Genomic DNA, 18,205 nt, shown 5'->3' with positions numbered 1-18,205 from the left:
CGCGCCCCTGACACCGGGCAGCCGGGAATGACCGGAGCGAGCGGAGACGTTGCCGGAGAAACGGTTTCCTCATGAGGAGAGACATGTCGGACAAGACGCCCGTCGACTTCTGGTTCGACCCGCTGTGCCCCTGGGCGTGGATGACCTCCCGCTGGGTGCTGGAGGTGGAGAAGGTCAGGGACATCGAGGTCCGCTGGCACGTCATGAGCCTCTCGGTGCTCAACGAGGACAAGCTGGACGAGCTGCCCGAGAGGTACCGCGAGCTGCTGGAGACGGGCTGGGGCCCTGTCCGGGTCGTCATAGCCGCACAGCAGGAGCACGGCGCCGAGGTGCTCGGCGACCTCTACACCGCACTCGGCACCCGCATCCACAACCAGGGCGAGGGCCCCGGCAAGGAGACGGTCGCCGCCGCCCTGAAGGACGTCGGCCTGCCCGAGTCCCTCATGGAGCACTGGGACGGCACCCGGTACGAGCCCGAGCTGCGCGCCTCCCACAAGGAGGGCATCGACAAGGTCGGCCAGGAGGTCGGCACCCCGGTCATCGCCGTGCCCGGAGCGGACGGCGGGCAGCTCGCCTTCTTCGGTCCCGTCGTCACCCCGGCCCCCAAGGGCGAGGAGGCCGCCCGCCTCTGGGACGGCACCCTCGCCGTGGCCTCGGTCCCCGGCTTCTACGAGATCAAGCGCACCCGCACCAAGGGGCCGGACTTCTCCAACCTCTAGGGCTCACACCGGTGCGTCGGCTCCCGGGTTCTGCAGTTCCTCCGGGAGCCGGCCCCCGCCGGCCTGATGGCCCCAGGGCTGATACCACCGGCAGCCCGGGGCGGTGCAGCGCCACAGGTCGGTGCGGTCCGTCCCGAGCGCCTTCCTCTCCTCGGGCTTGAGCGGTGTGAACACCTGCGTACCGCCGCCGCCACAGGTCGGGCAGTGCTTGTCCTTGAAGAACATCAGCCGCTCCTCGCCATCACCGCCAGGTCCGGGAAGTCGGTGACGACCGCATCGACCCCCATGCGGTAGTACAGCGCGTATTCGGCGAACGCGTCCCCGAAATCGTTCGGTCCGGTTCCCCGCCGCAAGTCCGCCGGCAGGAACTGGTTCTCCGCCCGGAAGGTGTACGGCCCCACGCGCAGGCCCGCCGCGTGCGCGTCCGCGAGGAGCGACGTGCCGGCGAGCGAGGACTTGTCCGGGCCGATCCAGTCCGCGTACCGCGCGATCCGGGCCAGGCCCGCCGGCGTCATCATGTCCCGGTAGGTCGTGGGGTCGCCGGACGAGGCCAGGTCGTACGGCCCGCCCGTCGTGCCCAGGGCCTGCCACAGCGGCACGCCCAGGCCCGTCAGGCGCCGCAGGCTCGTCGGCTCGAAGGACTGCACGACGCACTCGCGCGGGCCGAGCCGGGCCCGGCGGATCGCGGTCGCCAGCTTCGGCTCCAGCGGCAGCCCGATGGACCGGAAGTACGTCGGGTGCTTGGTCTCCGGGAAGACCGCGATCGTCCGGCCGTGCGCCTTCGACAGCTTCCGTGCCAGGGCGACGACCTCCTGGAAGGTCATGACCTCCTCGCGCCCGTCGAAGACCGTGTTGCGGTTGCGGACCTGCGGCAGCCGCTCCACCGCCCGCAGCGTCTTCAGTTCGGCGAGGGTGAAGTCCTCCGTGAACCAGCCGGTCACGGACCGGCCGTCGACCGTCTTCGTCGTGCGGCGGCCGGCGAACTCCGGCCTGCGGGCCACGTCGGTGGTCTGGGAGATCTCGTTCTCGTGCCGGACCACCAGCACGTGGTCCTTCGTCGGCACCAGGTCCGGTTCGATCCAGTCGGCGCCCGTCTGCACGGCGTACGTGTACGAGGCGGCCGTGTGCTCGGGGCGCCAGCCGGCCGCGCCGCGGTGGCCGATGACCACCGGACCGCCGCGGGGTTCGGTCCCCGCCGGTGCGGCTGTGGCGGTTGTGGTGGCTGTGGCAGCTGTGGCCGTTCCCGCGGCCGCCGCGAGCAGCAGAGATCTCCGTGCGAGCCGCATGCGACTCCCTTTCCCGGTAGGCGGATTCATGTACGGGCCCGGGCCCGCGCCTGCGCGAGCCGGACCAGATGCTCCTCGTAGCCCTCGGTGTAGGACGCGGCCCGGGCCGGGTCCGGCTCGACGACCTCCGTCGGCCGGGTCCACACCCGCGCGTCCAGCGGCACCCCGTACCGCTCGGCCGCCGCGAGGACCGCGCCCCGGGCGCCCACCTCGCCCTCGACGACCCGCAGCGGCCGGCCGAGCACATCGGCGAGCAGCCGCATCCAGGCGGGGCTGCGGGTGCCGCCGCCGCAGACGGCCAGATTCCCGTCGAGGCCCGCCGCCTCCAGGCAGTGCCGGGCGGCGTAGCCGATGCCCTCGCAGGTGGCGCGGACCAGATCGCCCCGGGTCGACTCCAGGCAGACACCGGTGAGTTCGGCGCGCAGCCGGGGCTCGACGAAGGGGGCCCGTTCCCCGGAGGGCGCGAAGTAGGGCAGCACGCGGACGCCGTTCGCGCCCGGCGGCGTCTGCGCCAGCAGGCCGTCCACCTCGTCGTGACGTACGCCCGTCGTCGACAGCACCCAGTCCACGGCCGCCGTGCCGACCATCGCGGGCATGGCGCGCAGCCAGTGGCCGGGCCGGTCCGTGGAGATGTACAGGCCCGCGGGCTCGCCGCTCAGGTCCAGCTCGGTCGTGGCGACCAGGCTGGCCAGGCAGGTGCCGACGATCAGCAGACCGTCCCCCGGGGCCGTCACCCCGGCGCCCAGCGCGCAGGCCGGCAGATCGTACGGGCCGTTCGCGATCCGGGTGCCGGACGGCAGGCCCTCGCCGTGCGCCTCGGCCGTGGCCACCGGGTCGCTGACGGGGGCCAGCAGACGGCGGCGGTGCGTGAGCCCCAGCAGCTCCACGACCCGGTTGTCGTACGTCCGGGTGCGCGGGTCCAGAAACGGCATCGAGGCGTCCGACACATCCGTCGCCGGGCCCGCCCCCGTCAGCCGCTGGAACACCATGTCCTTGCAGTACAGGGCGGCTTTCGCGGCATCCAGCGCCTTCGGTTCGTTGCTGTCCAGCCAGGCCAGCAGCGGCCCCGGGCAGCCCGGGAACATCGCGCTGCCGGTCCGCCGGAACACCGTCTCGAAGGTGCCGTCGGCCAGCCACCGGTCGACCAGTTCGTGCGCCCGCCCGTCCATCCAGGAGGCCGCCGCCCGCACGGGCCGCCCCTCGCCGTCGACCAGCCACACCCCGTCGCCCTGCCCGGTGAGCCCGGCCAGCTCCACCGGCCCCGGGACCCGTCCGGTGACCTCGTCGAGCACGGCGACGACCGCCCCGTACACCTCGTCCATGTCCTGCTCGACGAACCCGCCGTGCAGTTCCAGGCCCACCGGGCGGGAGGACACGGCCAGTTCCCGGCCCGTGTCGTCGAAGGCCGCCGCCTTGACCATGGACGTGCCCACATCGATACCGACGTACATGCGGCTCCCCTCAAGGGTCCTGTCAAGGCCTCAGGTCAGGCAGTGCGCGAGCGGCTCGCCGCGCACCCAGCGGCCCACCTCTTCGGCGGCGATCCGCGCCGCCTTCTGAGCCACGGCGCGCGACGCGCCACCGAGATGCGGGGTCAGGACGACACGGTCGCCCAGCCCGAGAAGCCGCGAATCCGCCGGCAGCGGCTCCCGCTCGTAGGTGTCGAGCGCCGCCGCCGACACCCGCCCGCTCTCCAGCGCGTCGCACAGCGCGCCCTCGTCCAGCAGCGGGCCCCGGGCCACGTTCACCACCACCGCGCCGGACGGCAGCAGCCCCAGCTCCCGGGCGCCGATCAGCCCGCGGGTCTCGGGGGTGAGCCGGGCGTGCAGGGTGATCACCTGGGAGCGGCCCAGGAGTTCGTCCAGCGAGGTCACCCGCAGTCCATGGATCTCACCGTGCACATACGGGTCGTAGACCATCACCCGCGCCCCGAACGCGCACAGCACGCGGGCCACCCGGCTGCCGACGGCCCCGTACCCGACCAGCCCGACGGGCAGGTCCTCCAGCTCCAGACCGCTTTGCTCGTACGTGTAGTACGTCGCGCCCTCCCAGCTGCCCTGCCGGGCCAGCGGGTCGTGGGCCTGGGGGATGCGGCGCAGCGCGGCCAGCATCATGCCGACGGTGAACTCGGCGGTGGCGGCGGCGTTGCGGCCCGGCGCGAAGCACACCCGCACGTCCCGCTGCTTGGCCGCGTCCAGGTTGACGTTGACCGGCCCGCCCCGGCAGACCACGACCAGCCTCAGCTCGGGGCAGGCGGCGAGCACCCGCTCGGTGACCGGCCCCATCTGCGTGACCAGCACCTGTGCCCCGGCCAGCGCCTCGATCATCTCGTCCTCGGCGTCACTGGCCTCCCGCACCTCGGCGACCGGCCCGAACGGCTCCAGCGGCCAGCCGAGCCTCACTTCCGTCACCCGGGCCTCTTCCACCTCGTGCCGCACCGCCCGTGTGATCAGCGACGGCAGGACGAAGTGGTCACCGGCGGCCACCACACGCACGCTGTTTCCGTCAGTCATCGCAGGGAGTCTCCCGTCTCGGCGTCGAAGACATGGGTGTGCCGGAGGTCGGCGGCGACCCGGACCCGCTCGTCGTGGGCGAGCCGTACCTCGGGGTCGGTGAGGACGACCAGGTGCCGTTCCACCCCGTCGAGGGCGAGGGTCGCCAGGCCCGACTCCAGCAGGGGTTCGTGGGCGACGACCCGGGCGGACAGGCCCTCCTCGGCGGTGAGCCGGACGTCCTCCGGGCGGATCCCGACCACCACCTCCCGGCCCTCCTCCACCGGCACGGGCAGCGCGATCCGCGCCGAGTCGGAGAGGCGGGCGTGGCCGTCGCCGTCGGCGATACCGGGCAGCAGGGTGATCGCGGGCTCCCCGACGAAGTCCGCGACGAACACGTTGGCCGGGCTGTCGTAGATCTCGTAGGGGGTGCCGAGCTGCTGGATGACGCCGTCCTTCATCACGGCGATCCGGTCGGCGAGGGACAGGGCCTCCTCCTGGTCGTGGGTGACCAGGATCGTGGTGTGGCCCAGGTCCTTCTGGATCCGCTTGAGTTCACGGCGGGTGGTGTCCCGCTGGGCCGCGTCCAGATGGGACAGCGGCTCGTCGAGCAGCAGCACGTCCGGCTCGCGGATCAGGGCCCGGGCCAGCGACACGCGCTGCTTCTGACCGCTGGACAGGCCGGCCGGGCGGGCGTCGAGGAGGTCGGTCAGACCGACCCGTTCGGCGATCTCCCTCACCTTGCGGTCGACGTCCCCACGAGCCTTACGGCCCCGGGCCTTCAGCCCGAACGCCAGGTTCTCCGCGACCGACAGCGGCGGATACAGCGCGTAGTTCTCGAACGCCACCCCGATGTTGCGCTGCTGCGCGGGCCGCTCGACCACCGACGCCCCGCCGACCAGGATGTCACCGCCGGTCACCGACTCCAGGCCGGCGATCATCCGCAGCGTCGTCGACTTGCCGCAGCCCGACGGGCCGAGCAGCCCGAGCAGCTCCCCGGAACGCAAGCCGAGGTCGAGGCCGCGCACCGCGTCCACGCCCGGACGGCCCCGGGCCCGGTAGGTCTTGCGCAGATCACGTAGCTCCAGCTCGGTCATCGCTGCCCTTCGTCGCGCAAACCTCGTAACGGACCTTGTGCTCGTCCAGGTCCCGCAGTGCCTCCGCCGACGCCCCGTCGTCCACGAGGAGCGTGTCGAAGCGGGACAGCGGGACGACCCGGTGCAGGGCGACCCGGCCGAGCTTGGTGTGGTCGATCAGCAGGACGTTGCGTGCCGCCGCGTCGAGCATCGCCCGCTTCACGGACACGATGTGCTGCTCCTGGTGGTAGGCGTAGCCCCCGTGCACGGCCGACGTCGACGCGAAGCACACGTCCACCCGCAACTGCTCGACCGCCTCCACGCAGGACACCCCCAGGAAGGAGGAGTGCAGCGGGTCGTAGTCGCCGCCGAGCGCCATCAGGTGGATGCCCCGCTGGTCGGCCAGCAGGTTGATCGCCTCCAGGAAGTTGGTGACGACCGTCAGCGGCGTGACCTCGCCCGTGCGCAGGCGCCGGGCTATCTCCAGGGTGGACGTGGAGTCGTCCAGCAGGATCGCCATGCCGGGCTCCACCATCCGCAGCGCGTGCTCGGCGACCGCGGCCTTCTCGGCCCGCATGGTCTTCAGCCGGTACTGCACGTTCGACTCGAAGACCCCAGAGGGCTGCGCGGTCACCCCGCCCCGGAACTTCCGTACGATGCCCTGCCGTTCGAGCTCGTCGAGGTCCCGGTGGATGGTCATCAGGCTCACCCCGAACCGCTCGGCGAGCTCCGCCGCCGTCGCCGATCCGTCGGCCAGCACCCGCTCGGCCATGGCGGCCTGCCGCGCCGCCGGTCCCTGCTGTCCGCCACTGCTGCCGCTCATCGCTGTGTCTCTATCCGTCGTCCCGGTCGCTCCGGCCGGTCGGCCTCGAACAGCAGCAGGTTCTCAGGCCGGACCGCGAGCCGTACCGGATCGTCCGGACGAAGGCGTGCCGCGTCCGCCCGGGGGGCCACCAGCGACACCCGCTGCTCCCCGGTCCCGAGCCGGACGGTGACCTCGACGGCCCGGCCGAGCACCTCGGTCACGTACACGGTCCCGGTCACCTCGTGGCCCTCGCCGTGCAGGGCGATGTCCCGGGGGCGGATGCCGACGAGGACCTCGGTGCCCGCCGGGGCTCCGGCCCGGACCGGCAGCTCCACCCCGCCGTCCGACCGCACCCCGTGCTCCGTCACCACGCCCGGCAGCAGATTGATCCGGGGCCGCCCGAAGGCCCGCGCGACCTCCGTGTCGTACGGCCGGTACCAGATCTCCTCCCGCGTGCCCGTCTGCACGATCCGCCCCTGCCGGATCACCCCGATCCGGTCGCCGAGGGCCAGTGCCTCGACCGAGTCGTGGGTGACGTACAGGGTGGTGGTGTGCTGCACGGCCCCGATCGCCTTCAGCTCGGCCCGCATCTGCTGGCGGAGTTTGGCGTCGAGGTGGGAGAGCGGCTCGTCGAGGAGGAAGGCCCGGGCGGGGCGGACCAGCACCCGGCCGAGGGCGACGCGCTGCCGCTGCCCGTTGGACAGCCGGCCCACGGGCCGGTCCAACAGCCCCGAGATCCCGAGCAGTTCGGCGATCGCGCCGATCCGCTGCCGGGCCTCGGCGGCGGGCAGCCGGTGCCGGGGCGAGCGCAGGGGCGAGGCGAGGTTGTCGTAGGCCGAGCGGTGCGGGTAAAGGGCGTAGCTCTCGAAGCACATCGCCACGCCCCGGTCGTAGGGCTCCACACCCCGCATGTCCCTGCCGTCGAGCACGACCGTGCCGGCGTCGGGCTGTTCGAGCCCGGCGACGGTCTTCAACGTCGTGGTCTTGCCCGCGCCCGACGGGCCGAGCAGGCAGAAGAACTCGCCCTCCCGGACTTCCAGTTCGAGCTCGTCGAGCGCGACGGTCTTCCCGTACCGCTTCCGTATCCCGCTCAGCCGGATCATGACTTCACCGCCCCGAAGGACAGTCCCCGCACCAGATACCGCTGGATCGTCAGCGCCAGCAGCAGCGGCGGTACGACGGACACCAGCGCGGCGGCGGCCGTCAGGTTGTACTTGGGCCGGTCGCCGCCGAGGAAGGACAGCGCGCCCACGGTCACCGTCTGGGCCTCGTTGGAGGTCAGGATCAGCGGGAAGACGAAGTTGTTCCAGGCGAAGATGAACGCCAGCAGGGACACGGCCGCGATGCCCGGCTTGACCAGCGGCAGGGCCACCTTGAAGAAGGCCTGCTTGCGGGTGTAGCCGTCGAGCAGGGCCGCCTGCTCCAGTTCGGGCGTGAGGTCGGCGAAGTACGACCGCATGATCCACACGATCAGCGGCAGGGTGACCAGTTGCAGCACCCACACCATGCCGACGTACGTGTCGAACAGGCCGAGCTTCTGGTACAGCACGAACAGCGGGATAATCACGGTCAGTTCGGGCGCGAAGCGGAACGACAGCAGCGTGAACATCAGGTTCTCCGAGCCCTTGAACCGCCACCGCGCCGAGGCGTACGCCGCCGGCAGCCCGACCACCAGCGACAGCACCACCGCACCGACCGACACCACCAGGCTGTTGACGAAGAACCGCACGAACGGGATGCCCTCGCTGTCGCCGAGGACCGTCCGGTAGCCGTCGAGGGTGGGGGAGAAGGAGAAGTAGGTGGAGAAGAGCTGGTCCGCCGGCTTCAGCGACAGGATCACCATCCAGGCGATCGGGAACAGCGCGAAGACGAAGTAGAGGACGAGGGCGGCGTCGCCCAGCCACCCCAGGACACGTTTCCTCATGTGGTGACCTCCGCGGCCTTGCGCTGGATCTTCCCCAGGTGCTTCACCAGCACCATCGCGGCCAGATACACCACGGCCCACAGCACGATCGTGTAGCTGATCCCGAAGGAGTAGCGCTGGAAGCGGATGGCTTCCAGATACGCCCGGATCTGCAGGACGACGGTCGAGTCACCGGGCCCGCCCTCGGTGAGGGCGTAGATGATGTCGAACACCTTCAGCGAGTCCATGAACCGGAAGATCACCGCCACCAGCACGTACGGCCACAGCATCGGCAGGGTCAGCCGCCGGAACGTGTACCACCACCCCGCGCCGTCCACGGCCGCCGCCTCGAAGGGGGAGGTGGGCAGCGACCGCAGACCGGCGAGGGCGAGGATCGCCACGAACGGCGTGTACACCCACACGTCCACGGCGATCGACGACAGCAGGGCACCCGTCGGGGTGTCCGTCCACTGCACCCCGCCCAGACCGAGGGGCCGCAGCAGGTAGTTGACCACTCCCACCGAGGGCTGGAGCATCAGCTTCCAGATGATCGCGGCGATCACCGGGGCGATCATCAGCGGCAGGATCAGGATCTTCTCCAGCACCCGGCCCACCAGGGTCGAGCGGTGCAGCAGCAGGGCGACGGCCACCCCGAGCACGGTCTCGGCGAGGGCCGCCCCGACCGCGTACAGCACCGTCACCCACGCCGAGTTCCAGAACGCCTCCTGCGTGAAGACGGCTCTGTAGTTCTCCAGCCGCACCATGTCCGGCTGCGGTTTGCTCGCCGAGAAGTCGAACAGCGTGTAGTACAGGCCGAGCCCGAACGGGTAGAGGATCCCGCAGGTCAGCAGCAGTGCGGGCACGATCAGGAGGTACGGACGCAGCGCGAGCCGCATCGCTAACGCACCTTGTCGGCGAGGTCGTCCGCCAGCCCGTCCAGGACGGACTTCGCGTCCTTGCCGCCGTAGATCTCCTGGAGGGCGGCGGCCCAGCTGGTCGTCGCGTCGAAGAACTGCGCCTGCGGGGTGAACTGGATCCTGGTCTGGTCGACGACCGTCTCGAAGGTCTCCAGGAAGCCCGGCAGATGCCGCATCTTGTCCTTGTACGCGGCGTCGTCGGCGACCGACTTGCGCACCGGGTCGATGTGGTTGTGCGTGATCGCGCTCTTGCGCAGGTGCTCCTTGCCGGTCGCCCACTGCAGGAACAGCCAACTGGCGCTCTTCTTCTTGCTCTTGGCGTTCATGCCGAGCGACCAGATCCACATGTTGGTGGCCAGGGACCCGTCGGGCCCCTTCGGGCCGGGGTGGAAGGCGATCTTCCCGGAGGCGGGGCTCGCGCCCTTCACCGCCTGGAAGTAGGCCGCCGTGTCGGCGTCGAACAGCATCCCGGCCTTCTTCGCGCCGAGGTCACTGGAGCACTGGTACCAGGTGTACGACGTCCAGGACGGCGGCCCGCCCCGCTTGACCATGCCGGCCCAGTCCTCCGTGAAGGCGACGGCATCGGAGCTGTTCATGACGGGGGTGAGCTTCCCGCCGTCGACCCTGAAGTCCGTCAGTCCGTTGCGGGCGTACATCGTCATGAAGCCGGGGTGGATGGTGGCCCAGCTCCTGGACCCGCGTACGGCGATCCCGTACATCCCGTCGAAGCCCGCGCCCGGCGCCCGCTGCTTGATGGTGCCCGCGAGTTCGGTCAGTTCCTCGAAGGTCTCGGCCGGCTTCAGGCCCAGCTTCCCGAACACCTCCGTGTTGTAGGCGACGACGTTCGTCTCCCAGCCCCACGGCAGCGCGTACTGCCCGCCCTGCCCCAGTGGTGCGCCCGCCTTCAGCGACCACTGGTCGGCCTGCAGCAGGTTCGGGAAGAAGTCCGCCTGGTCCCACTCGGCGCCCGTCGCCGAGGAGTTGCGCATCCAGGGCCCGAGGTCCTCCAGCCAGCCCGGCGGACCGTACTGCCACACCATGTACGCGCCGAGCATGAACACGTCGTAGGAGGCACGACCGCTGGACAGGTCCACGGTGAGCTTGTCGAAGTAGTTGTCCTCCGGGAAGACGTCGTACTCGACCTTGATGCCGGTCTTCGCGGTGAAGGACTTCAGGTCGGCGATCAACGCGTCCGTGTACGGGTGCTTGTTGAGCAGCGCCTTGACGGTGGTGCCCTTCTCCCGCTTCCAGTCGAAGGAGCCGGTGACGTCGTCCGCGGCGGACCCGTCGCTCTTGCTGTCGTCCCCGCCGAATCCGGCGCCGCAGGCCGTGAGCAGCGGGGCCGCGGCAGCCCCGGCGGCGAGCGCGAGGAAGCGCCGCCGGTCGTGCACGTGCGTGTCCATCCGTACCTCCACGTGGGGGATGGGGCTGGTTAACACGTCGAGTCGACTCGTTAACAGAGGGTGGAACGGCTGAAGTTGGGCGTCAATCCCTCGCGCACGGGAAAATATCGGGGCACAGTGAGAAGTTCACAGATCCGGCTGCGACATCGTGGGAGGTTCCGGATGGCGGACGAGGATGCGGGCTGGCTGGGCGTCGACCTGGGCACGCAGAGCGTCCGCGTGCTGCTCGTCACCGCCGGCGGCAGGGTCCTCGGCAGCGGCTCGGCCCCGCTGACCGGCCGGCGGGACGGAGCGCGGCACGAGCAGGACCCGGAGCAGTGGTGGTCGGCGCTGTGCACGGCGTCCCGCGCGGCACTCGGCTCCGCGCCCGGCGTGCCGGTCGGCGGCCTCGCGGTGTGCGGCACGTCCGGCACGGTCCTGCTCACGGACGGTTCGGGCCGGCCGGTGAGCCCCGCGCTGATGTACGACGACGGCCGTGCGGCAGCCGAGGCCGCGCGAGCCCGGGAGGCGGGTCTCGCGGTCCAGGACACCTGGGCGCTGCCGAAGGCGCTGTGGCTGCTGGGGGAGTACGGCGGCGGGACGAGCGCCGTCCGGGCGGCCGGGCCCGGCGGACGGGCGCCCGCCCCCCGGCACCGCACCACCCCGCGGCTCCGCCTCGCCCACCAGCCCGACCTGGTCATCACCCGCCTCACCGGCGAACCGCCCCCGGCGGACTCCAGCCACGCCCTCAAGACCGGCTACGACCTGCACGCGGAGGCCTGGCCGGAGGCCGCACTGGCGCGACTCGGCGTCCCCGGGGACCTGTTGCCCGACGTCGTACGCCCGGGCACCCGCCTCGGCGAGGTCCGCCCGGACGCCGCCGACGCCACCGGCATCCCCGCCGGCACCCCGGTGCTCGCCGGGATGACGGACGGCTGCGCGGCCCAGATCGCCTCGGGCGCGCTGCGCCCCGGCTCCTGGAACTCGGTGCTCGGCACGACCCTCGTGCTGAAGGGGGCGGCCCGGGACCCGGTCCGGGACCCCACCGGCGTGGTCTACAACCACCGCGCCCCCGACGGCACCTGGCTGCCCGGCGGGGCGTCGAGCGTCGGCGCCGGGGCGCTCACGGCGCACTTCCCGCACGCCGACCCCGCCACGATGGACGAGCGGGCGGCGGCGTTCGAGCCGTCCCGCGCGGTCGCCTACCCGCTGGTCTCGCCGGGGGAGCGGTTCCCGTTCCGGGCGCCGGACGCCACCGCCCTGATCCTCGGTGAACCCGAGGGCGACGCCGGCCGGTGGGCCGCGCTGCTCCAGGGCGTGGGCTTCGCGGAACGCCTGTGCCTGGACTATCTGCACCACCTCGGCGCCCCGCTCGACGGCCCGCTCACCTTCACCGGCGGCGGCGCGCGCAGCCCGTACTGGAACCAGCTCCGCGCCGACATCCTGGCGCGCCCGGCCCGCGTCCCCGAGCAGACCGAACCGGCCCTGGGCATGGCCGCGCTGGCCGCGTACGGGGCGTCGGGGGCGGGTGCCCTCGCGGACGTCGCCGAGCGCATGGTCCACGTCCGGACCGTCCTGGAACCCCGGCCCGGGCGCACGGCGGCCTTCGCCGAGCCGTACGCCCGCCTCGTCCACGCCCTGCGGGAACGCGGCTGGCTGCCCGCCCCCGTGGCCGAACACGCCCTGACCCGTCTGCACCCGGACATGGGGGAGTCATGACCACCACGCTGCTGCTGGCCCGTCACGGACAGACCGTCTGGCACGCCGAGAACCGGTACGCCGGCGTCAGCGACATCGGCCTCACCGACACCGGCCGCGCCCAGTCCGAGGCCCTCGGCCGCTGGGCCGCCGCCCACCCCGTCGACGCGGTCTGGACGTCCCCGCTCTCCCGGGCCGTCGCCACCGCCGAGCCCGCCTGCCGTGCCCTGGGCCTCCTCCCGCGGCGCGAACCCGGCCTCGTCGAATGCGACTTCGGAGTCGTGGAGGGCCGTACGCTCGCCGAGTTCGAGGCCGAGGACCCCGACCGGGCCGCGGCCTTCCGCGCCGACCCCGTCGCCCATCCCTTCCCCGGCGCCGAGGACCCGACGGCGGCGGCGGTCCGCGGCGCCGCCGCCCTGCGCCGCATCACCGGCGCCCACCCCGGCGGACGCGTCCTCGTCGTCGCCCACAACACCCTGCTGCGCCTGGTCCTGTGCACCCTGCTGTCGATCCCGCCCGGGGAGTACCGCCGCGTGTTCCCGCGCCTGCGGAACGCGGCGATCAGCGAACTGCGCATGCACCCCGACGGTTCGGCCGCACTCCTCTCCCTCAACGTGCCCTGCGAGCCGTAGCACGGTGCACGCACGGAAAACCCCCGCGAGTCACGTCCTCGCGAGGGCTTCCCTCAGCATCAAGGTGGCGGAGGTGGGAGGGTCGAAAGCGTTGCGTGAATGCGTTCGGCAGGGCTGAGAACGCGATCTACCATCGGTGTGTACGCGACAGGGGGATGCCGTGGGTCCGGAGATGGCCGAGCTCGCCAGAACGGCGGGAACGACGATGGTGACGCTGATGGCCGGCCAGGCCTGGGAGTCCACCCGCGAGGGAGTTCTCGCCCTGTGGCGGCGCTTCCAGCCCGACCGGGCCGACACCGTGGGCGGTGAGCTCGAGGCCACCCGCGAGGACCTGCTCCTCGCCCGCGAGTCGGGAGACACCGAGACGGAGGCCGAGCTCGCCGCCGAATGGCAGGCGAGGCTGCGCCGGCTCCTGGTCGCCCGGCCCGAGGTCGCCGACGAACTCCGCCGGATCCTCGCCGAGTTGAGTCCCGAGCCCGCCCAGGCACCGGGGGCGATGGACGTCCGGCTGCGCGCCGAGGTCTCCGGCAGTGGCCGGGTCTACCAGGCCGGACGCGACCAGCACATCACCGAGCGATGAGCGAACTCGGCGCCCGCGCCTCGGGCCAGGGGCGGATCTTCCAGACCTCCGGCGACCAGTACATCGAGGAACACCACCATCACTACGACACGGGCGCCGGCGGACCGCTCTTCGCCCGCCAGATCGTGCCCGCTGCGGGAGCCGGGCCGGCCGCTCCCGACTCCGTGCGGATGCCGCTGGTCGGCCGGGCGCCGGGCATCCTGCGCAACCGGGAGGAACTCCGCGCGGCACTCGGCGCGGCCGTCGCCGGCCCGGGCGGCGAGGTGCACGTCGTGCACGGCATGGGCGGCTGCGGCAAGACCGCGCTGGCGCACTGGCTGTTCAACGAGGCGGTACGCGAGCACGGCCGCGTCGGCTTCTGGGTCAACGCCTCCGAGCTGATGTCCCTGCGCGCCGGGATGCTGGCGGTGGCGGGGGACCGCGGCGCGGCGCCCGGCGAGCTCGCCGCCGCGGCAGCGGGGCAGCGCGCCGCCGCCGACCTCGTCTGGCACTACCTCGACCGCTCCGCCGACCCCTGGCTTCTCGTCCTCGACAACGCCGACGACCCGACGGTCCTGGAGGGCGGTGCGTGGCTCCGCTCCAGCGATCGCGGCACGGTGCTGGTCACGACCCGGCACGCCACGTCGCCGCTGTGGCGGGCACCGGGCGTGCACCGGCACGCGCTGGGTGTCCTGCCGCTGGAGGAGGCGGCCCGGGTGCTGTGCGACCTGGCGCCCGACGCGGGTGACCTGGAGTCAGCGCGGAAGGTCGCCGAGCGCCTGGGCCGCCTGCCGCTCGCTCTCACGCTCGCCGGGTCCCATCTCGCCCACCAACTTCTGGAGTCGTGGTCCATGGACGAGTACGCCCGCAAGCTCGGCGAGGAGTCGACCACGATCGTCGACCGGGGCGCGTCCGGCCGCGGTGGCGGCCAGTCCCGTCGGCTGGTCGGCCGGACCTGGCAGCTGTCGCTGGACACGCTGGCGGAGCAGGGGCTGCCCGAGGCGACGACACTGCTCCGGTTGCTGTCGTTCCTGGCCGCGGATCCCGTGCCGTTGAGCGTGCTGGCGCCGGTGGCCCGGGGAGAGGTGACGCTCGCCGGACTGGAACCCGCCCTGCGGGCCGAACAGTTGGAGCCGGCCCTGAGGGGGCTGATCGACCACTCGCTGGCCGAACTGGTCGAGGTGGACGGGACGCGCTGCGTGCGGGCCCACGGGGTGCTGCTCGACAGCGTGGCCGAGGGAGTGCCGCAGGACCGGCGGGCGATCGTCGCGGACTCGGCGGCCGCGCTCCTGGAGGCCGCGCTGCCCGACGAGGGTTCCGGCTCTCCCGAGACGCGCAGCCGGCTCGCGCTGCTGGCACCGCACGCCACGCGACTGCTCGCGGTGGCCGGGGACGAACGAACCGCGACCCTCGCGGTGCGGGTCCTGGGGCAGGTCTACGAGTCGGGGGACTACGCGGCGGCGCTGGCGCTCGCACCCTCGGTCGTCCAAGCCGTCCAGGGCACCCTGGGTCCTGGGCACAGGCTGGTCCTGGGGGCCCGGCACCTGCGGGGAACGGCGTTGTTCCGGATGGGGCGGTTCGCCGAGGCCGAGGCCTCGCACCGCGAGGTGCTGGAACGCCGGGAGGCTCTGTTCGGCGCCGATGACGTGGACACGCTCCACAGCTGTGCCGCGTTGTCCCAGTCGCTCGACCTGCTCGACCGGGACGAGGAGGCCGAGAGCTGGGGGAGGCGGGCGCTCGACGGCTACCGCCGGATGCTGGGCGAGGAGAGCGCGGAGGCGCTGTTCATCTGGTGCGGCCTGATCGAGATCCTGCCCCAGCTCGGCAAGGAAAGGGAGTTCACAAAGGAGGGGCCCGCACTCGTCGCGGCCTGTGAGCGTGCCCTCGGACCGGACCACCCCACGACGGTGCTGGCCCGGCACGACTACGCCGGCGGCCTGTTCGAGTTCGGCCGCCATGAAGAGGCCGAACCCCTGGCGCGCCGGGTGCTGGCCGACCGGTACCGGCTCCAGGGCCCGGACCACCCCCTCACCTTGTCGGCCACCTCCCTCACCGCCCGGATCGCCCACGGTCTGGGCAGGATCGACGAAGCCATCGGGATCATGAAGGAGTTGTCCGAACGCCGGGCGCGGGTGCTGGGCCACGAGCACCCGTTCGCCGCCGCTGACCGGGCCTGGGTCGCCGGCTGGCAGGAGGAGGCCCGGGGCTGATCAGCCCTTGGTGGCACGCGCCTTCTGCCACCCGTACCCGACCGCCGCCAGGACCAGGACCATCCCGCCCGTCGAGTACAGCTGCACCCGCGTGTCGGGCTGGCGGGCCATCAGGACGAAGACCGTGGCCATGCCGGCCAGCGCGACCCACGTCAGCCATGGGAACGCCCACATCCGCACGACCAGCTTCACAGGCGCCTCCCGCTCCAGGCGCCGCCGCAGCCGCAGTTGCGAGACGGCGATGAAGATCCAGACGACCAGGATCACCGCGCCGATCATGTTCAGCAGCCAGGAGAAGACGTCGTTGGGCCGCCAGTAGCTCAGCAGCACGCACAGGAATCCGAAGACGGAGGAGGCGAGGACGGCGATCCGCGGCACCCCGCCCGAGACCCGGCCCAGCACCTTCGGGCCCTGGCCGCGCCCCACCAGCGAGTAGGCGATGCGCGAGGCACCGTAGATGTTGGCGTTCATGGCGGACAGCAGGGCCACCAGCACGACCACGTTCATCAGCTGGCCGGCGCCCGGGATGCCCAGCTCGTCGAGGGCGGCCACGTACGGGCCCTTCTCGACGACCTCCTTGGAGTCCCAGGGGACGAGCGTGACGATGACCGCCATCGAGCCGACGTAGAACAGCGCGATCCGCCACATCGCCGTACGGACCGCGCCCGCCACGCCCTTGACGGGGTTCTCCGACTCGGCCGCCGCGATGGTGACCGTCTCCAGCCCCCCGTAGGCGAAGACCGAGGCGAGCAGGCCGATGACCAGGCCCTCGCCGCCGTTGGGGAGGAAGTCGGTGAGGTGCGAGGCGCCAGGGGAGTCCGTGCCCGGCAGGATGCCGAGGATCGCCAGGACGCCGAGCACCAGGAACAGGGTGATCGCGCCGACCTTCAGGGCCGCGAACCAGAACTCGAACTCGCCGAAGTTCTTCACGGCCGCGAGGTTCGTACCGCAGAACACGACCATGAACAGCGCCACCCACGCCCACTCCGGCGTGCCCGGCAGCCAGCCGCTCACGATCTCCGCGGCACCGATGCCCTCCAGGCCGACGGCCGTGCACAGCAGCACCCAGAAGGACCATCCGGCGGTGAAACCGGCCCAGGGGCCGATCGCCCTCTCCGCGTGCGCCGAGAACGAACCCGACGACGGATACGCGGCCGACATCTCGCCGAGCATCCGCATCACCAGCATCACGAGGAGGCCGGAGAGGGCGTAGGCGACCACGATCGACGGACCGGCGGCGGCGATGCCCGCGCCGGAACCGACGAACAGGCCGGCGCCGATCACGCCGCCGAGCGCGATCATCGACAGGTGGCGCTGCTTCAGGCCGTGGGAGAGCAAGACATCGTCCCTGCTGGGTGTCTCCGTGGTGGTGCTGCTGGGCATGGGCGCGGCTCGTCCAATGCGTGAGAGGCGTGCGAGGGCAAAAACGCCGCCAGTCTCGGACGCCTCCCCGGGAAACGGAGAGGCGTCCCACCATCCGGACTGCCGCGTCGCTCTTCGTGACTGCCCGGCGACCGACGTGTACACGTAGTGCTTGCGGGACTCGTCCGGCGACAGGCCCGTGATCCGCTGCGCGAAACCGCCGATGAACCAACTGGGCGCGCTGGGCGGCCTGCACCTCGTCGACGTCCTCGTCGGGCACGGCGGTAGGCGGCCTGCGAATCTTCCTGGAGGCCGGTCCGAGACATAGCGACGCGACGAGAAGTACCGGACCTGCGCAACCATGTCCGCGACGCCGGCGAAACGGCCCGGAGCTGCCCGGACAGTGACCGACGGGTGAGACGAGGGACGCGGCGCCCCCCTTTGTTCGAAGCCGACCAACTGCCGGTCCATGCCTTTGTCGAGCGCTGACGGTGATCGGGATGAGGGCGCTGGGATAGCGTCACAGTGTCCTGACCGGCCCTCACTCCCGCGGAGTCCCCATGAGCACCGCTGCCGCCACACCCGCCCGCACCGGACAGGTCCTCGCCGACCTGCTCCCCGCCTCCCGGGTACGGGACGCGGCCCTCGTGCTCGGCGGCGCCGCGCTCACCGGCCTCGCCGCGCAGCTCTCGGTGCCCGTGCCCGGTTCCCCGGTGCCGGTGACCGGCCAGACCTTCGCCGCGCTGCTCGTCGGCACCTCCCTCGGTGCCGGGCGCGGTTTCCTCGCGCTGGCGCTGTACGCCGTGGCGGGCCTCGCCGGTGTGCCGTGGTTCGCGAGCGGCACCTCCGGCGTCGCCCCCTCGTTCGGCTACATCCTCGGCATGATCCTCGCCGCCACGGTGGTGGGCGCCCTGGCCCGCCGCGGCGCCGACCGCTCGGTGCTGCGCACGGCGGGCACGATGCTGGTGGGCGAGGCGATCATCTACGCCGTCGGTGTGCCCTACCTGGCCCTCGCCACCGGCATGTCCGCCACCGCCGCGATCGCGGCCGGCCTCACGCCGTTCCTGATCGGCGACGCGCTGAAGGCGGCGCTGGCGATGGGGGCGCTGCCGACGGCGTGGAAGTTCGCCGACAAGCGCTGAGGCCGTAGCACGTAGCCGTCGT

Annotated in this window: 17 protein-coding genes; 6 read left to right on the top strand and 11 right to left on the bottom strand. The window is 72.3% G+C overall.

Annotated elements, in window-relative coordinates:
- Window positions 1-83 precede the first annotated feature (83 nt).
- Complete coding sequence (locus tag ACFZDA_RS07010; RefSeq protein WP_391076045.1) at window positions 84-719, top strand: DsbA family protein; 636 nt, start codon at window positions 84-86, stop codon at window positions 717-719.
- 3 nt (window positions 720-722) lie between these two features.
- Here ACFZDA_RS07010 and ACFZDA_RS07005 read toward each other — a convergent pair whose 3' ends face one another.
- From ACFZDA_RS07005 to ACFZDA_RS06960, 10 genes are read right to left on the bottom strand one after another with little or no spacing between them, the layout of a single operon-like run.
- Window positions 723-944 (bottom strand): hypothetical protein, encoded by a 222-nt coding sequence (locus ACFZDA_RS07005; protein WP_391076041.1) that lies wholly within the window; start codon window positions 942-944, stop codon window positions 723-725.
- Entirely contained in the window at window positions 944-2,005 is a 1,062-nt protein-coding gene (locus ACFZDA_RS07000; RefSeq protein ID WP_391076038.1) for a glycerophosphodiester phosphodiesterase family protein, read from the bottom strand. The genes ACFZDA_RS07005 and ACFZDA_RS07000 overlap by 1 nt, the downstream gene beginning before the upstream one ends.
- A 26-nt stretch (window positions 2,006-2,031) precedes the next feature.
- On the bottom strand, window positions 2,032-3,456 hold the full coding sequence (locus ACFZDA_RS06995; RefSeq protein WP_391076035.1) for an FGGY family carbohydrate kinase: 1,425 nt from the start codon (window positions 3,454-3,456) through the stop codon (window positions 2,032-2,034).
- A gap of 30 nt (window positions 3,457-3,486) precedes the next feature.
- Window positions 3,487-4,518 (bottom strand): NAD(P)-dependent oxidoreductase, encoded by a 1,032-nt coding sequence (locus ACFZDA_RS06990; RefSeq protein ID WP_391076033.1) that lies wholly within the window; start codon window positions 4,516-4,518, stop codon window positions 3,487-3,489.
- Window positions 4,515-5,594 carry an ATP-binding cassette domain-containing protein gene (locus tag ACFZDA_RS06985; protein WP_391076030.1) on the bottom strand — a complete coding sequence of 360 codons (1,080 nt, stop codon included), beginning with the start codon at window positions 5,592-5,594 and terminating at the stop codon, window positions 4,515-4,517. Before ACFZDA_RS06985 ends, ACFZDA_RS06990 begins: the two co-directional genes overlap by 4 nt.
- Window positions 5,572-6,396, bottom strand: coding sequence for a DeoR family transcriptional regulator (locus ACFZDA_RS06980; RefSeq protein ID WP_391076027.1), 825 nt, complete (start codon window positions 6,394-6,396; stop codon window positions 5,572-5,574). Before ACFZDA_RS06980 ends, ACFZDA_RS06985 begins: the two co-directional genes overlap by 23 nt.
- The gene (locus ACFZDA_RS06975) at window positions 6,393-7,481 is read right to left on the bottom strand and encodes an ATP-binding cassette domain-containing protein (RefSeq protein WP_391076025.1); all 1,089 of its coding nucleotides are present in this window, start codon (window positions 7,479-7,481) and stop codon (window positions 6,393-6,395) included. Before ACFZDA_RS06975 ends, ACFZDA_RS06980 begins: the two co-directional genes overlap by 4 nt.
- Complete coding sequence (locus ACFZDA_RS06970; protein ID WP_391076022.1) at window positions 7,478-8,302, bottom strand: ABC transporter permease subunit; 825 nt, start codon at window positions 8,300-8,302, stop codon at window positions 7,478-7,480. The genes ACFZDA_RS06975 and ACFZDA_RS06970 overlap by 4 nt, the downstream gene beginning before the upstream one ends.
- Complete coding sequence (locus tag ACFZDA_RS06965) at window positions 8,299-9,177, bottom strand: ABC transporter permease subunit (protein ID WP_391076019.1); 879 nt, start codon at window positions 9,175-9,177, stop codon at window positions 8,299-8,301. The genes ACFZDA_RS06970 and ACFZDA_RS06965 overlap by 4 nt, the downstream gene beginning before the upstream one ends.
- Window positions 9,178-9,179: 2 nt before the next feature.
- Window positions 9,180-10,601 carry an extracellular solute-binding protein gene (locus ACFZDA_RS06960; RefSeq protein WP_391076015.1) on the bottom strand — a complete coding sequence of 474 codons (1,422 nt, stop codon included), beginning with the start codon at window positions 10,599-10,601 and terminating at the stop codon, window positions 9,180-9,182.
- A 162-nt stretch (window positions 10,602-10,763) separates the two neighbouring features.
- On the opposite strand from ACFZDA_RS06960, the gene ACFZDA_RS06955 reads away from it, so the two are divergent.
- The 4 genes from ACFZDA_RS06955 (at window position 10,764) to ACFZDA_RS06940 (ending at window position 15,679) form a co-directional block, all read left to right on the top strand.
- Window positions 10,764-12,299, top strand: coding sequence for an FGGY family carbohydrate kinase (locus tag ACFZDA_RS06955; protein WP_391076013.1), 1,536 nt, complete (start codon window positions 10,764-10,766; stop codon window positions 12,297-12,299).
- Complete coding sequence (locus tag ACFZDA_RS06950) at window positions 12,296-12,910, top strand: histidine phosphatase family protein (RefSeq protein WP_391076010.1); 615 nt, start codon at window positions 12,296-12,298, stop codon at window positions 12,908-12,910. Before ACFZDA_RS06955 ends, ACFZDA_RS06950 begins: the two co-directional genes overlap by 4 nt.
- Window positions 12,911-13,070: 160 nt before the next feature.
- Complete coding sequence (locus tag ACFZDA_RS06945; RefSeq protein WP_391076007.1) at window positions 13,071-13,490, top strand: hypothetical protein; 420 nt, start codon at window positions 13,071-13,073, stop codon at window positions 13,488-13,490.
- Entirely contained in the window at window positions 13,487-15,679 is a 2,193-nt protein-coding gene (locus ACFZDA_RS06940; protein WP_391076004.1) for a tetratricopeptide repeat protein, read from the top strand. The genes ACFZDA_RS06945 and ACFZDA_RS06940 overlap by 4 nt, the downstream gene beginning before the upstream one ends.
- Here the strand turns inward: ACFZDA_RS06940 and ACFZDA_RS06935 are convergent, their stop codons facing one another.
- A complete protein-coding gene (locus ACFZDA_RS06935) occupies window positions 15,680-17,062 on the bottom strand; it encodes an amino acid permease (protein WP_391076001.1) in 1,383 nt (460 codons plus the stop codon).
- Window positions 17,063-17,601: 539 nt separating this feature from the next.
- On the opposite strand from ACFZDA_RS06935, the gene ACFZDA_RS06930 reads away from it, so the two are divergent.
- Complete coding sequence (locus tag ACFZDA_RS06930) at window positions 17,602-18,183, top strand: biotin transporter BioY (protein ID WP_391075999.1); 582 nt, start codon at window positions 17,602-17,604, stop codon at window positions 18,181-18,183.
- Window positions 18,184-18,205 lie beyond the last annotated feature (22 nt).

Source organism: Streptomyces sp. NPDC007991, assembly GCF_042958445.1.
Classification (GTDB): domain Bacteria; phylum Actinomycetota; class Actinomycetes; order Streptomycetales; family Streptomycetaceae; genus Streptomyces.
The sequence above is the reverse complement of the archived record's forward strand: the minus strand, read 5'-3'. Positions and strand labels throughout refer to the sequence as shown.